Consider the following 15408-nt stretch of genomic DNA (forward strand, 5'->3'; position numbering starts at 1 on the left):
TCGATTTCTTACGACCGCCGCGGGCAGGTATGCTTGATTCTCGCGCCCCCGGTTGGCTGATCAAGTCGGACGGGCGTGCATTGGCAAGTTACCCAAGCGGCCAAAGGGAGCTGACTGTAAATCAGCCTGCATTGCATTCGGGGGTTCGAATCCCTCACTTGCCACTGACCATGTGATGAGTCGCGACATAGATGACATCTGAGTCGAGACATAGAAGACAGTTATGAGAGAGAGTCCGGCCATCGGCCGGGCTCTCTTTCGTTGTTGCGCCAGTAGGTCTTGTTTGGGTCGATGGTGTTGGTCGCGAGGATCTCACCGGTGTTCAGGTGAATGACGGTGATGGTGTGTGGGTCGGCGAGGAGCATGACGCGCTTGCCGCGGTGCGTGACTCCGATGCCGAGGTGGTGCATGCGGCCGGCGCGGCGGAAGCTGATCTTCCCGTTCCTGTCGACGTGGTCGTAGCGGAGCCGGTAGTGGCCGGTGTCGGCGATGCTGCCGGCGGGGGCGGCTTTCGGGGATGCGGCGTATGCCTGGGCGGGAGTTCTGCCGTCGAGGGCACGGTGCGGGCGGTGCTGGTTGTAGTGCTCGCGGAACGTGTCGAGCTGGGTTTGGAGTTCGGTGGTCGTGTTGGCGCGGGGGCGGGCGGTGAGCCAGCGTTTCAGGGTCTGGTGGAAGCATTCGATCTTGCCCTGGGTCTGCGGGTGGTTGGGGGCGCCGTTCTTCTGGACGATGTGTAGTGCTGCGAGGGCGCGTATTCGAAGGCGTTGCGGTTGCCGCCGTGGCGGGCGGCATAGACGCGGCCGTTGTCGGTGAGTCTGGACGCGGGCGGCCCGTAGCTGTCGATGTTGGCGAGGAGCGTGGTGACGACGTCATCTCCGGTGACCGGGGCGTGGACGGTGCAGGACAGGAGTGTCCGGGAGTGGTCGTCGAGCCAGTTCAGGATCTCGACATCGGTCCCGTCAGCGAGTCGCCAGTGCGTGAAGTCCGACTGCCAGGTCTCGTTCGGTTGCGCGGCTTCGAAGCGGATGTAGGACGAGCGGGGGCGTTTGCGGGGCTCGGGAGCGACCAACCGGCCTGATGCAGGATCCGGCGGATCGTGGATGTCGATGGCGGCTTCAGCCCTTCCTCGCGGAGATGCCACGCGATCGTGACCGGCCCCGCATCGAGGCCGTCCGTGGTCAGTGAGCCGCGGATCGCGATGATCCTCGCCCGCACCCGGTCGGTGGCCGCCTGCGGGCTCGACAGGGGCGCGCGTGAGCGGGGTTCGAGCCCGTCCAGACCTTCGGCCCGGTAACGCGCGAGGAGCGTGTGCAGGTATTGACGGGACAGCCCGTACTCGGCTGCCGCAGCGGTCACGCTCAGCTGCCCGGCGATGATCTTCAACACGGCGACCCGATGTTTCGACCGTCGGAACGGCGGCGAAGCGAGTGCAGCGCCGGCACCTGCACCCTGAAGCCCCCGAATGTGGAGCCCAATGAGGTCGAAGGAACGTACTTCACGGACCGGCTTACGATGGGCGACCTGGTCTTGACGCGAGTCGACCGCTCTCGGGGGCACACGTCCTACCAGGCAGCGGCGAAGTACGCTGCGTCTCTGGCTTCGAAGAAGTACTTCAGGAGGCGGCAGGGCTGTCGGGCCCGCACTAACTGTGCTTATCATCAGGGGATCCATTCTGGGGTGGCCCGCCGCGGGCAAGGCGACGGGCCACCGGAGGGCTCCTAGAAGTTCTGCCAGATACGAACCAGGATCGCGATGGTCTGAACGGCTTGCAGTACGGCTCGCAACCAACTCAGCTGTTCAGACCATCGGTTCGGGCCTCGCTCGCCACCTGTGGACTGGATGTTCTTCATTTCACCCCCTTCCTCTCGTGTTGGGCTCTAGTAAGGCAGACAGATCGCCCTCAGTCCACTAGAGTGGAGGGACGCCTCAACCGGCCAGCAACGACACCTCGCTACGAGAACCGCGAAGAGGTCTCTGGCCGGTTGATTCGTTCAAGCTGGTTCGTCGAGACTGGAGCTGCCGTGGAGATCAGCATCGACTTCACTCGCCCCCCGAACAAGCGTGAGCGCGAGAAGTATGAACGACGACTCCAGCGTCTCGAGCGACCGGGTTTCGTTGAGGACGTGGAGAAGATTGCCGGATCGTTTCCTGGGACGCTGCCGGCGACGGGCCTGACGCTCCGCCACGGGTTCTCCTACCGTGACAAGGGGATTTCCGCCGACGCCTCTGACCGCAAGGCGCCGCCACCCGAGATGCGCCCGCCCGCGACACGCCTCATCACGAGCCGAGGCGGCGCGCTGCGATTCGAGCTCACGCTCATCGCCGTCGCCCAAGCGAACCGTAAGGCCGGAGCCCGAGCTCGCCTGAAAGACCTGCCCATCGAGTCGGTGGGGAATTCGACCAGGCTCGGCTGGACAGACCTGCTCTCCGCCGACGCAGTGGACACGAAGAAGCGAGACGCTTACATTACTGCCCGAGAGAAGCGGGCACGCAGCGTCCGAAGCGCTCTCAACTCGCTGGAGGCGGCTGGACTGGTTGTCATCGCCGAGCGTGAGGGAGCCCGGGGCAGGTACGACAGTCTCCTCCTGCTCAACGAGAGCGGACGGGACGCGCTCGGCGAGGTTGAAGAGTACCGGGTGCCTCGCGCTGCCGAGGCCACTTTCACCCTGCCCGAAGGATTCGTCAGCAACGGCTGGCTGCACGTCCTTGAAGACTCAGAGATCGCGCTACTCCTGATGGTGGCCTGCGGCAAGGGCGGATTCCCGGACGGTGGGCTCCTCGCCATGGACTCGCAGACCCGCCTCCGGCACTACGGAATCCATCGTGATTCCTTCTCCGCGGCGCGGAAGACGCTGGAGTGGTTCGGTTTGCTCCAGGTCGAAGAGCTCAATCGCCACGACGACGGCAGGGCTGAAGAGGCCGATCTCCGGGTGCACCGTCTGGGCCTGATCCGGGATGGCTTCGACGAGGCTGCGCCACAGATCGTCGTGGACACTCTGCGGCGTCAACTTGCGCGTCGCTGACGTCGAGGCGGGGTTCAGATGGTGCGCGCGTGGTGGGAGAGCGAACGTCGTTCCGGCCTCGGGCGACGTTGTTGTGGAGTCGATCTACCGGGACTTCCCGCCGGCGGTCGATGAAAACCACATCCCCCACGACTGGTTCACCGTCGCGCAGGAGCGGCGGGCCCCCCTGAACCTTCACGCATTCACCGGCCTGACACCGGAGAGGGTGGACGACGGGACCAGGTCCGCCGCTGTTGACCTGCTTCTCCACGGTGACGACATTCGACTGGTTGTAGAGGTCACGTCCACCGCAACCGCCATCGACGAGAAGACGTTCGACCGAAGCGAAAGACTGGTCGAGCGAATCAACGCTCACTACGATGGCTCCTCGCATTGGGCCCTGCACTTCGGGTCCGGGTACGCCCCACCATCCAACTCCCGACGAGCGACTGCGTTCGCGGACTCCGTCGTCAGGGACCTCCGAGAGCTCGACCTCTCCGGCGGTGATCTCGTTGAGCTCCCCACGGCACGCTGGCTCCGTGCGCGGAAGATCCCCGACGGACAGGCGCTCGTTGAAGCCGTGGCGTGGGACTCACGGGTGAAGCCGAGCGAGGGAACGGTCGTCGAGGGGCTGGATGGGTTCCTGCGGTCGCCCTTGATCCTGTCGAAGCGCGACATGGTCGCAGAGAGCGAACGTATAGAAGCAGATGCGCGCCACCTCTACTTGTACGCCTCGCCGGCTGGGGCGAACGCGCACGTGTTCCCCCGGAATGCATGGCACCTCACCGAGTCGCGTGTCGCACTTCCCTCCGGCATCGACGTCCTCTGGATAGATACGCGAGGACAGTTCACGTACCGCTACTCGGCGGAGGACGGCATCAGCGTTCACCGTAACTGACAGGGCGCCATGGGGTGCTCAGGAGGTCGCCGGAGTCCGTGCGAGCGTCTCCTCCCATGCTTGTAGCCGTTGCGTCGCCTCGGCGTTGGCCGACTGCACTTCCTGAGGCGGCGCTTCTGCCTAACGAGCCGTACCGACGTCGGCGGAGGTTTGTACTCGCGCGGGGGATCGAGCTGAGGTGCTGTCTCCAACTCTGTAGTCGCTGCCATGGCGGTCGCGGGGCATCCGTGTCGGCTCAACGCGATGCCAGTCGGCGAACGAAAACGGAGGACTATCCTGACGCTGTGATTGTGATCCTCGACGCGAACGTGCTCGTCTCCGACCCACTGCTCAGAGGATCCATCTGGCCTCAGCTCACCGATGCGATCTCCGGGGGCCGAGTGGAGGTCTTCCTGCCACGGCTCGCGCGTGAAGAGGCGGTGGCAACCTATCGCCGGCTGCGGGAAGCGAAGGCCGTCGAGATCCAGGCAGTCGACCGGCGTGCGTCCCTGGACGTTCAGAAGCATCTGGAGCGCGCCGTCGCGACTGCACGCAAGGAAGCCAAGAAGTACCCAAGGCTCCTCTCGAAGGCGCTGCAAGAGGTGGGCGTGACTGTACTCGAAGCACCACAGGTGTCACACGAGGATGTCGCGCGACGGGCGATTGACCGACGGCGTCCGTTCGACGATGCCGGATCCGGTTACCGTGACGCTCTTCACTGGCTGTCGGTACTGGAGGTCGTAGATGACCGCTTCGAAGACAGCAACATCGTCTTCGTCAGCGCAGATCGGCGTGCGTTCGGGGCTTCCGGAAAATCGAGTGACACCCTCCATCCGCATTTGGTGGAAGAGTTGGAGGAAAGAGAAGCACGCGAACCCTGGTTCCGGTGGCTGCAGCACCTTCACCAGCTGGCCGTGCCCGGGGTCTTCCATGACGAGATCGAGCCGGCGTACGCGATCTCGGTGACCGCGGTGGAACTCGGAGCGTACCTGCACGCGCAGCTATGGGAGATCAACATCGCGGAACTGCTGCCACGCCAGCTCGGATCGGGCGGCCAGGTGGCCGCGGTCTCCATCTTGGACATTGGCGAACCGATAGTGGGAGAGATTCAGGTACGTCAATACTGGGAGCACCGGAACTATCGCGCCGACTTCGTGACGTTGATGGATGTGGAACTCGCTCTGCAACGCGTTCAGCCGTCGGACGTCGATGTGGACGTCGAGGAGGAGGTCGTCGTGCTGTCGTTCGCCGCCGCTGGCCACGTCGACGTCTCGGTGTCTCGTGAAGGGTTGCTGTATAGTGACCTCGAGCTCGAAGGGTTCACGGAGAACATGCCGCCTGCCTAGGCTCTGTCCGCTCTGACATGTGAGGCATCTGCTGGGGTGAACCGTCCGACGGCGCGCGCCGAGGCCTTGACGTGAGCACATCGCGCTGCGTCGTTGGCGGAGCAAGCGGCCACGCGCCAGGGTAGACATGTGGCTATGGAACCTCTGGTCGACACGAACGTCATTATCAACGCCGCCAGGAACGGAGACTACAGGGACCTCTACGGGGGATTCGTGTCGTCGGTCACATTGCACGAACTCTTCGGGGTGTACGCCGGAGGAAACTGGAAGTATCGCTACTACCCGAAAAGCTTGAGCGCGTCCTATCGAGCGGCAACGCCCCGTACCATGAACATAGGCTTCGACCGTCGTCATCTCGAGCATCGAGGCGGGACGGATTCCTTGGTGTTCTCCGGGGGCGGCGGCTTCGCAGCCCGACAGCTCTTCGCGCACGCGAGCACAGCCCACCTGGTCGAAAACTTCGGGGCAGAGGCCCTCGCGCAGCAAGCATCGCAGGTAAGCAGTCGGCGCAAGAGCTCGTTCCAGCGCGCGGCACGTGCCATCGACGAGTGTGGGCTGCAACCACTCCCATTGACGCAATCAGCCGTGGATGACGCCGTCGACATCTTCGAGACCTTCAACGCCCGGTATGCGGGGAAGAAGGATCATCGCAACACGATGAATGACCTGCTGATCCTGGCGCACGCACGCCACCGTGGGCTCGTCCCGATGACGAACGATGACCTCATGACGGTTCTTGCCGTCGACGTTCTCGACTGGACCCTCGGAAGCCCCGACGAGCCCACGTCCACGGAGAAACGACGAGAGGTGACAGGAGACCGCCAACTGCACACCGTGTGGCGCTCACGCCGGTGATTGGGGGTGAGGATCATGCGAGTCCCCGCCTATTGCCCGCCGTGGAGGACCATCTGACGGCGACAAGGTTCACCTCGTGCCAAGGAATGGTGCGAGGGTGTCAGCGCTACAGAGTCCGAGACAGATGTCTCGTCTGCGCCGACTGAGAGCTGTGAAATCTGCGACGATGCGGTCGCAACCCTCGGGATGTGCCCAGAAGGCTGACGGTTTGGGGATTGCATGTCGAACATTCTGGGGATGTTTCGTCGTCACACTTTGCGAGGAAGCTGCAGCTGCCGGTGCGTTCGTTGCCAGACAGGCAACGCGCACTGCGACAGCCAGTGAACGGGGTGCCGCGTTCACTGGTGACTCGGCGTGATGCGCCGCCGGTCGCGCCTGGCGCGACGATAGGCGTGCCCATCGAGTAGGCGATTCGACGGTCGGGGACTACAGAGATTGAGACATCTCGTAGCAACTGCTGCGAGTCAGCCCCGCACCTGACGGATTGCAGCTTGTGCGCGCACCCAGTCCTGATCACTGGCCGGTGACAGCTCCCAGTTGCTCATCGGACCGCTCTCCCAGGCGGTGGCGACAACGGTTCCACCGGCACTGGTGACGTCCGTCACGACGTCGGCGCTGAGGGGCGCGCCGGCAAGGAGCGCAGACCGAGTCTGCTCGCTGACGAGGTCCCACCAGGCCGGTTGCGGTCCCGGTGTGATGACCTCGCCCGCCCCCAAGATGACGGCAACGACCTCACCACGCCCGAACGTTGTGCCTTCGCCTTCGACGATGAGCGCTGGACTCTTCTTCGCCTGCAGCGCACGGAGGATCGCGTCCCCGCGCGATGCGCCGGCGCAGTTCGGCTTGCCGCCGAGGCGGTATTCGATGTGGAAGCTCATGTTTGCAGGGTACCCATCGACGCTTCGCCGAAGAATGGTTCCCGAGTGGGCGAGTATCAGGGCCGGTGCGCGCCGATCCCCGGCGCGAGCCCGGCCGTGTGCGTTGCTTCGTCGAGCGCCGAGTCGAACTCCCACTCCGAATCGAGGGTTAAGAACATGTCGAACACGGCATCGCTTCCGGCGATGGAACCGAAACAGTAGACGGCATCCGCTCGGGAGGCATAGCGCCGGAGAGTTGCGTACCCGGTGAACCGGTCGGTGATTGCCTTGGTGCGTGCTCCGGCCGGAAAGCTCATCACGATGAAGATGAGTGGCTTCCCGCCTACTCCGGCCGTTTCGAAGTACATCGAGTGAGGTGTGCCGTCCACTGCGGAGAGCTCGCGAAGACGTCGTGCCTCGTGCGAGATTCGCTTTCGCTCCGCGGGTGCTAGCTCGAGGAGGTTCGTCGACGCGCCCATCCACCCGAACGGTCGATGCTCATCGAGGCTCGACAGGATCTCGTCAGTCTCGACATCGATCTCCTGCTGAGGCTTCGGTGCCGGCGTCTCGCGAAGGCCGTCCTCATAGAACATCCACGCGTCAAGGTCGTCGGTGAGGCTTTGCACGAGGGTCATGGTGTCCATCGCGCCCTCGGGGAAAAGTCCGAACTTGAGGTAGTGCATCACGTAGTCCAGCTCGTCGATGGCTTGGATGTTGTTGAACGCGCTTGCACGTCTTCTCCGCGAAAGGAACTGAACGAACTCTGCCGGCCTGGTGAGAAGACGTGCCGTGACCTCGAGATCATGAACGTTCACCACCCAGGGCGAAGTCGCTTCCGCAGGGATCAGACCGCTCTCGACGAGCTCTGAAGAGATTGTGGCGATGTAGTTGAGATCCTCCAGCGTGAGAGCGATGGTGAAGATCTGTCGAACGTCACTGACATCCAGGTCCCAGTTCTTGCGGACTGGTGCGTTCGGTTGGTCCGCGCTCATCGACGAGACGACATGAATCGCGGTGGCTCCGGCATCGATGAACGTGCTGAGTCGCTCGGCCTGGTGGGCCGCCTTCGAGATGATGGGGCCCAGCTCCTTCCACAACCTGACAGGTGCGCCACCGCGAGCGTATGGCGTCAGCCGGTTGCTCTTTGCTTCGACGATGATTGCGACTTCGCCGACGATGAGTAGTCCGTCCGTTTCGAAGCGCTTCCCGTCGGCGTCGACATAGGTCATGTTCATCAGCGCAGTATCGGGTCGGGTCGCGTCGACGAGCGCCCGCATGCCGCGCTCCTCCAGGAGTTGGCCGCGGTGCTTTATGTAGCTCTGATCTGTCGGTTCCAGCGTCAATGCAGCCTCGAAGAGCTCACGCATACCAAAGATCAAGGAGGTGGGCTGAACCAACATGTACCTCTTCTCGCCGTTCTCGTCGGCACGGGCCAGGAACGGTCGGGTTCGCATGACGTTGTTCCCGCGAAGGAAGTCGGCGACCACACCTTCATTGTCCGCGTCCAGATCGACGCTCATCAGTGAGAGCAGAGCGTCAAGTTCTGCTTCCGGTACACCCGTAGCAGTCATCAGGTCCTGCCGGGAGAGCGCGACAAGAGTGGACAGTTCGTCGAACGCACGGCGGCCGACAACCCGCCGGAACGCGTCGTCGAATCCGCCGGCGTGAGAGTGCAGAACGCTCGCAAACTCGGCTGAGGACTCAAGTGCCTCAGTAAACTCCTCCCTGGCAGCTTCGAGACGTTCGGCTAGCCGTTGCGGAATGTACGAGTGGAACGCATCGTAGATCGCGAACATAGCGTCGGGGCCGAAGCCGACTCGAGCTACGAGCGAATCATGCAGTTCTGGAGTGAACAGCTCGCTAAGCAGTTCGCGCTCCTTCTGATGGAACCGCGGCAGACGCAGGTAGATCTCGCGAGTTATCGCCGCCAGGGTGATCCGTGGGACCACAGTCGAGTCCTGGTGCTTCACCCGAACTTGCTCGAACAGCGCGCGAAGCGTGGCAGTGTGCAGCACCTGCGGGATGAGTTTGTCGACGAGCCGCAGCACGCGAGCCGGCGACGGACGACGTGTCGCAGGGGAGCGTCGCTCCGCGAACAGCAGCGCCGTCAGTTCTGGCTGCGACAAGAGTCGAGTGCCGTCGGACCCGTCACCAGGTTCACTGCTTAGTGGGACTACTGACAAGAACATGTTGCCCACGACGTCGAATGCATCGGCGTTCCGGATAGCCCGGCTCAGTCTCCACAGGAGATATGTCTGCCTCCGGCGGAGGAGCCAGGCAGTCGGCCGAGCAAGCGGACGAGCGAGTCGAGCGAGGCCCAACGCCGGATTCAACGCCGGGCCCATGACCGGAGGCTCACCGTGGAGCTCGGAAAGGCCAGTGTGACTTCGCGGCCAGCGAGTGAAGTGCCCAGTAGGTGGTCGATGCATCGAAGGGTCATTCGTGTACTTCACCACACGTCGGAGACAGCGGGCAGGACAGCTTCCGCGTCTGGCTCGCGGATCACAGATGTTCGGCGGGGCGCAGTTGAGGAAAACCCAGATCATGGGAGCAAACTGAAACAGCTTCACTCTCCTTGGAGGAATAGCGTCACCGCGCCAGAGGATTTGCCCGCGTACATGGGGCGTACGACCCCTGAAGACTCAAGGCGTCGCGGAGATACGCGAACAACCCGCTGAAGAACTGACTGAGGGCCTCCGCGTCGCGGGGCCCACAGTCGTCCCCAGGCGAACCCCGCTCAGGCCGCGTTGCGGATCAGGATGCGCCAGCGCTCCGGGCCCTCGTCGAGGTAGCGGGTGTGGAAGGCGGCGCCGTGCTTGGCCGACAGCTGCGTCAGAAGGGGCACCGGATCGTGCGTGGCAGAGATGACCATGGCTGCACCGGGGCGCAGAGACTCGATCGCGCCGAAGATCGCTGCGTGACGCACAGCGTGCGGAATGGTCTGCACGTCGAGTTCGGGCAGCTCCTCGTCGTGACCGCCGCAGGCGCAGCTGCCGCCACCGCCGATCGTCTGGTCGTGCGCCACGGAACGTGAGCTGTGGATCTCGATGCTGGCCATGATTTTCTCCGTCTCGATCGATGCGGGATGACGCTTCGATTTTATTACAATAGATTCCGTGGAAAAGCACTCGGCTCCCGGAGAAAAACCGGAACGTCCGCACCCCGAGCGTACGCCTCGACGCGGTGCCGACGGGCGGCGCTATTCGTCGACCCGAGAACGCATCCTGCGCGAGGTCGAATCACGTGATTCCGCCACCACCGCCGAGATCGTCGAGGCCACGGGGCTGCACGAGAACACGGTGCGCGAGCACCTTGAGCGTCTCCGCGAGGATGGCCGGCTGCGTCGCATCCGATCTCAGGCGCAGGGGCGCGGCCGACCGGGCTGGCGCTGGGAGGCGCCACCGGCCGACGCGGTGAACCCGTACGCCGGGCTGGCGCTCGCGCTTGCCGACGCCCTCGCGCAGACCTCGGCCGATCCGGTCGCCGCGGCGCGGGCATCCGGCTCGCAGTGGGGTACCGAGATCGCCGCGCAGTACGCCGAGGCCGACGATGCCCGCGAGCTGGTGCTCGCGACGATGCGCGAGCAGGGCTTCGAGCCCGACGCATCCGCTGACGCGATCGTGCTGCACCGCTGCCCGCTGCTCGCGGCGGCCGCCCGCCGGTCCGACGTCGTGTGCGCCGTGCACGAGGGCATGATCGAAGGCATCGCGCGCTCGCGCGAGCAGAAATCGGATGCTGAACTGCAGCCGTTCCGCGCCGATGGCGCCTGCATCCTGCACCTGCGGGCCGCCTCGTGAGCGCCCCCACACCGCGCGCGGCACGGGGAGCGCGCGGGACACAGGGAGGGCGCGGCAGCTGGCGGATGCTGTGGATGCTGCCGGCCGGCCTCGCCCTGCTCGCGGGACTCGACGCGGGACTCCTGCTGCTCGGCCTCGACGCCCCGGTCACGACCGAGCGCCTGCCCGACGTGCACGGGATGCTGCTGGTGCTCGGCTTCGTCGGCACGCTCATCAGTCTTGAACGGGCGACGGCGCTCGCGCGTCCGATCGGCTTCATCGCCCCGGCGCTGCTGGGCATCGGGGGAGTGCTGCTCGTCGCCGATCCCGTGCCGCTGACCGCCGCGAAGGCAGTGCTCGCCGCGGGCGCCGCGTCGTTCGTGCTGCTGTACATCCCGCTCTGGCGCCGCCAGTACGACGCGGCTCTGCTCACCCAGCTGCTCGGCGCTGGTCTCGCCCTCGCCGGTGCCCTCATCTGGCTCGGGCAGGACACGATGACTCGCGTCATCCCGTGGCTGATCGGCTTCCTGGTGCTCACGATCGCCGCCGAGCGCGTGGAACTCGCCCGCATCACCATGGGGCCGCGCGCGGGCATCCGACTTCTCGTCCATGCGTGGGCGGTGACCGGCGCGCTCGTCGTCGGTCTCGTGCTGCCGGATGCCGGGGCGATCCTGCTCGGCATCACGCTGCTGTCGCTCACCGGATGGCTGATCGTGCACGATGTGGCGCGGCGCACCATCCGTGCGACGGGCGTCACCCGGTACATGGCCGCGTGCATCCTCGCCGGCTACGTCTGGCTCGCCGTCGCGGGACTCGTGCTGCTGCTCGGTGAGCCGACCGAGCAGGCGGCGTACGACGCCGTGATCCACGCGGTGTTCCTCGGCTACACGTTCTCGATGATCATGGCGCACGCGACAACGATCCTGCCCGCCGTGCTGCGCATCCCGCTGCCGTACCGGCCGGCGTTCTGGGTGCCGATCGCCCTGCTGCAGGTCGCGCTGATCGTACGGGTGTGGGTCGGCGATGGCCTCGGGATGCCCGTGGCGTGGCAGATCGGGGGAGTGCTCGGCGTCGCCGCGCTGCTGCTGTTCCTGCTGACGGCCGTGACGAGCGCGATCCTCGGGCCGCCGAAGTCGCCGGATGCCGGTGCGCGGGCATCCCAGCATCAGCACCGCGCGCACGAAACGCAGGAGCTCTCTCGAAACGCAGGGGGCCTGGAGCTGAAGCCTCCTGCAGATCGTGCGATTTCCTCCATTCCGGTCGAGCAGAAGGACGCAGAATGACCGACAAGGCTCCTGACCCGATGAAGCGGCGCGGATTCTGGGCGATGCGCGATATCCCGACCGTGGTCTGGCTGGTGCTCACGGTGCTGTCGACCATCGTGCACCGCTGGGTGCCGATGCCGACGTGGCTGATGCTGCACCTGCTGCTGCTGGGCGCGGTCACGCACGCGATCCTGGTGTGGAGTCAGTACTTCTCGTACGCGCTGCTGCGCAGTTCTGCCACCGCCGATGACCGGCGTCGGCAGAACATCCGACTCATCCTGTCGAACAGCGGCACGGCCGTGATCGTCGCGGGCGTGATGACGGCGATCTGGGCCATCACGCTGGTCGGCGCGGCCGCGCTGATCACCGCCGTCGTCTGGCACGGGATCAGTCTGTATCGTCGCGCGCGGCGCAGTATGCCGGGCCGGTTCGGACGCACGGTGCGGTACTACATCACCTCAGCCGCGCTGCTGACGGTCGGCGCGCTGCTGGGCGCCTGGCTGGCCCGCGGCGACGGCGCACCCAACCTCGTGCTCGCGCACGCGCTGATCAACGCGCTCGGCTGGATCGGTCTCACCGTCGCGGGCACCGTGGTGACGCTGTGGCCGACGATCCTGCGCACCCGCGCCGACGAGCATGCGGCGATCGGCGCTGCTCGTGCATTGCCGGTGCTCGCCGGAGGTGTCGTGGTCGCCGCGGCCGGAGCCGTCGTCGAGCAGCTGTTGATCGTGGCGCTGGGCCTCGCCGGCTACCTGGCGGGTCTGGTCATCATCGGTCTGTCGCTCGTGCGCGCCGCCCGCAACAAGCCGCCGTACAGTTTCGCTGCGCTCTCGGTGGGTGCGGCGCTGGTGTGGTGGGCCGGCACCGTCGCCATGGTCACGGTCGGTGCGGTGGTGTTCGCCCTCACCGGCGAGGGCTTCGCCGCGCTCGATGCGCTCTTCGGCCAGGTCGTGCCGTATCTCGCGGCCGGCTTCGCCGCGCAGGTGCTGCTCGGTGCGCTGAGCTATCTGATCCCGGTGGTGCTCGGCGGCGGACCGTCGCCCGTGCGTATCGGCACCGCGGCGTTCGATGCCGGCGGCGTGCTGCGCGTCACGGTCGCGAACGCCGCGCTCGCCGTGTGCGCGCTGCCGGTGTCGAGTCTGCTGCGCGTGGTCGCGTCGATGATGTACCTCGTCGCGATGGCATCCTTCCTGGTCATCCTGCCCCGCGCAATGCGCGCGCAGCGTCGTGCGAAGGCCGACGGGGCAGCCCAGCACGACAAGCGCCGCGGCCCGATCACCCCCGAGGGCGAGCAGCCACGCGGACGCCGCGCGGGCCAGGCGATGGCCGGACTGCTCGCCGTCGTGCTCGTCTCGGCTGGCATCGCCGCGGCCGACCCGGCGGGCATGGGCTGGAGCGCCGCCCCCACCGGCGACGCGGATGCCCCTGTGCAGACCGTGCAGGTCGAGGCCGCCGACATGCGCTTCACCCCCGACCGCATCGAGGTGCCGGCCGGCACGCGCCTGGTGATCGAGATCACCAACACCGATGCGTCGCAGGTGCACGACCTGGTCTTCGCCAACGGCATCGCCGGCGGACGCCTCGCGCCCGGAGAGTCGGAGACCATCGACGTCGGCGTCATCACCGAGGACGTCGGGGGGTGGTGCTCGATCCTCGGTCACCGCCAGATGGGCATGACCCTGCAGATCGTCGCGACCGGCGCGGCGCAAGACGCCGAGTCGGATGCCGGTGGCCACGGCGACCACGGCATGGGCGATCCCGATGCCGGCGCCCACGACATGGGCGACCACGATGCCGACGCCGGCGCCCCCGATCTAATGGCCGATCCGGGCCCCGATTTCGAACCCTACGATGCCGTGTTGCCGGCGCTGCCGGCATCCGATTCCCCGGTGACGCGAGAGGTCACTCTCACTGTCACCGACGAGCAGCGCGAGGTCGCGCCGGGCGTCACCCAGACGCTATGGACGTACAACGGCACCGCGCCGGGCCCGGTGCTGCACGGCAGAGTGGGCGACACGTTCGAGGTCACCCTCGTCAATGACGGCACGATGGGCCATTCGATCGACTTCCACGCCGGTGCGCTCGCGCCCGACAGACCCATGCGCACGATCGCTCCGGGGGAGAGCCTCACCTACACGTTCACCGCGACGCGAGCGGGCATCTGGATGTACCACTGCTCGACCATGCCGATGAGCGCCCATATCGCCAACGGCATGTACGGTGCGGTCGTCATCGAACCCGACGACCTGCCGGCGGTCGACCGCAGCTACGTGCTGGTGCAGGGCGAGTACTACCTCGGTGACCACGACGGCGGCCTGGTCGACGTGGATGCCATGGCCACCCGCAACCCCGACCTCGTGACCTTCAACGGCTACGCCAACCAGTACGATCACGCGCCGCTGCCAGCGCGCGTCGGCGAGCGGGTGCGGGTGTGGGTGTTGGATGCCGGTGTCGAGCGTCCCAGCAGCTTCCACGTCGTGGGCGGGCAGTTCGATACGGTCTGGTCGGAGGGCGCGTACTCGATCAACCGGGCCGAGGGCACCGGCGCGCAGGTGCTGCCGCTCGCCGTGGCGCAGGGCGGTTTCGTCGAGCTGACCTTCCCCGAAGCAGGCCACTATCCGTTCGTGTCGCACTTCATGATCGACGCCGAGCGGGGTGCGCACGGGATCTTCGCCGTGGAGGATTGAGGCATGATCAGCATCCGATCCGCCCTGCTCGCGCTCGCCGCCCTCGTCTCACTCGGAGCGCTCGCCGCATGTGCGCCGGCATCAGACACCCCGGGCGTGACGCGCGGCGGCGCCGACGACGCGACCCGCGCGCTGTGGGCTGCCGTGGAGGCGGACGATGCTGATGCTGCCCAGCGGGCCATCGACGCCGGTGCCGACCTCGAGTCGCGCGGAGCCGACGGGGCGACGCCGCTGATCGCCGCGACGAAGCAGAATCGCGTCGAGCCCGCAAAGGTGCTGTTGGATGCCGGTGCGGACCCGAACGCGAAGGATGACATCCAGGACTCGGCATTTCTGTACGCCGGGGCAGAGGGCCTGGACGAGATCCTCGTGATGACGATCGAACACGGCGCCGATGTGCGCAGCGTGAACCGCTTCGGGGGCACCGCGCTGATCCCCGCCAGCGAGCACGGGCATCTCAGTACGGTGCGCATCCTGATCGACGCGGGGGTGCCCGTCGACCACGTGAACAACCTCGGCTGGACGGCCATGCACGAGGCGATCATCCTGAACGACGGCGGGCCGAACCAGGTCGAGACGGTGCGGATGCTGCTCGAAGCCGGCGCCGACCCCACGATCCCCGAGGGCAACGGGCGCACTGCCCGCGAGCTCGCCGTGGAGAAGGGGTACGGCGAGATCGCGGCGGTGATCGACGCCGCGGGATGACGCGCACGCAGGAGCGACACCGAGACTCCCCATGAGCC

11 protein-coding genes, 1 tRNA gene and 1 pseudogene are annotated in these 15408 nt (G+C 66.0%); 9 read left to right on the forward strand and 4 right to left on the reverse strand.

Annotated features, from left to right (window positions below; genetic code table 11):
- Nucleotides 1-82: 82 nt before the first annotated feature.
- A tRNA-Tyr gene (locus WDU99_RS07705) sits at nt 83-164 on the forward strand.
- A gap of 57 nt (nt 165-221) precedes the next feature.
- On the opposite strand, the pseudogene WDU99_RS07710 reads toward WDU99_RS07705, so the two are convergent.
- Nucleotides 222-1464, reverse strand: a pseudogene (locus WDU99_RS07710) (IS481 family transposase).
- 557 nt (nt 1465-2021) lie between these two features.
- On the opposite strand from WDU99_RS07710, the gene WDU99_RS07715 reads away from it, so the two are divergent.
- The 4 genes from WDU99_RS07715 to WDU99_RS07730 all read left to right on the forward strand — a co-directional run bounded on the left by WDU99_RS07715 (nt 2022) and on the right by WDU99_RS07730 (nt 6080).
- Nucleotides 2022-3023, forward strand: a complete 1002-nt coding sequence (locus WDU99_RS07715) for a hypothetical protein (protein ID WP_337331866.1) — start codon at nt 2022-2024, stop codon at nt 3021-3023.
- Complete coding sequence (locus WDU99_RS07720) at nt 3010-3900, forward strand: hypothetical protein (protein ID WP_337331867.1); 891 nt, start codon at nt 3010-3012, stop codon at nt 3898-3900. Before WDU99_RS07715 ends, WDU99_RS07720 begins: the two co-directional genes overlap by 14 nt.
- A 284-nt stretch (nt 3901-4184) precedes the next feature.
- The gene (locus WDU99_RS07725; protein ID WP_337331868.1) at nt 4185-5225 is read left to right on the forward strand and encodes a PIN domain-containing protein; all 1041 of its coding nucleotides are present in this window, start codon (nt 4185-4187) and stop codon (nt 5223-5225) included.
- Nucleotides 5226-5360: 135 nt separating this feature from the next.
- Complete coding sequence (locus WDU99_RS07730; protein ID WP_337331869.1) at nt 5361-6080, forward strand: type II toxin-antitoxin system VapC family toxin; 720 nt, start codon at nt 5361-5363, stop codon at nt 6078-6080.
- A 464-nt stretch (nt 6081-6544) separates the two neighbouring features.
- On the opposite strand, the gene WDU99_RS07735 is transcribed toward WDU99_RS07730, so the two are convergent.
- The 3 genes from WDU99_RS07735 to WDU99_RS07745 form a co-directional block, all read right to left on the reverse strand.
- Nucleotides 6545-6958, reverse strand: coding sequence for a hypothetical protein (locus WDU99_RS07735; protein ID WP_337331870.1), 414 nt, complete (start codon nt 6956-6958; stop codon nt 6545-6547).
- A 56-nt stretch (nt 6959-7014) separates the two neighbouring features.
- Nucleotides 7015-8985 (reverse strand): hypothetical protein, encoded by a 1971-nt coding sequence (locus tag WDU99_RS07740; RefSeq protein ID WP_337331871.1) that lies wholly within the window; start codon nt 8983-8985, stop codon nt 7015-7017.
- 689 nt (nt 8986-9674) lie between these two features.
- Nucleotides 9675-9995, reverse strand: a complete 321-nt coding sequence (locus tag WDU99_RS07745) for a DUF2249 domain-containing protein (protein ID WP_337331872.1) — start codon at nt 9993-9995, stop codon at nt 9675-9677.
- Between the two features lie 58 nt (nt 9996-10053).
- On the opposite strand from WDU99_RS07745, the gene WDU99_RS07750 reads away from it, so the two are divergent.
- Genes WDU99_RS07750 through WDU99_RS07765 form a run of 4 tightly spaced genes read left to right on the forward strand, consistent with a single transcriptional unit; the run spans nt 10054 to nt 15370 of the window.
- Nucleotides 10054-10734, forward strand: coding sequence for a helix-turn-helix transcriptional regulator (locus WDU99_RS07750; RefSeq protein WP_337331873.1), 681 nt, complete (start codon nt 10054-10056; stop codon nt 10732-10734).
- Nucleotides 10731-11996 carry a hypothetical protein gene (locus WDU99_RS07755; protein ID WP_337331874.1) on the forward strand — a complete coding sequence of 422 codons (1266 nt, stop codon included), beginning with the start codon at nt 10731-10733 and terminating at the stop codon, nt 11994-11996. The genes WDU99_RS07750 and WDU99_RS07755 overlap by 4 nt, the downstream gene beginning before the upstream one ends.
- Nucleotides 11993-14665, forward strand: coding sequence for a multicopper oxidase domain-containing protein (locus WDU99_RS07760; protein ID WP_337331875.1), 2673 nt, complete (start codon nt 11993-11995; stop codon nt 14663-14665). The genes WDU99_RS07755 and WDU99_RS07760 overlap by 4 nt, the downstream gene beginning before the upstream one ends.
- A gap of 3 nt (nt 14666-14668) precedes the next feature.
- Entirely contained in the window at nt 14669-15370 is a 702-nt protein-coding gene (locus WDU99_RS07765; RefSeq protein WP_337331876.1) for an ankyrin repeat domain-containing protein, read from the forward strand.
- Nucleotides 15371-15408: the final 38 nt, after the last annotated feature.

This window comes from Microbacterium bandirmense (assembly GCF_037204185.1).
Lineage (GTDB): Bacteria > Actinomycetota > Actinomycetes > Actinomycetales > Microbacteriaceae > Microbacterium > Microbacterium bandirmense.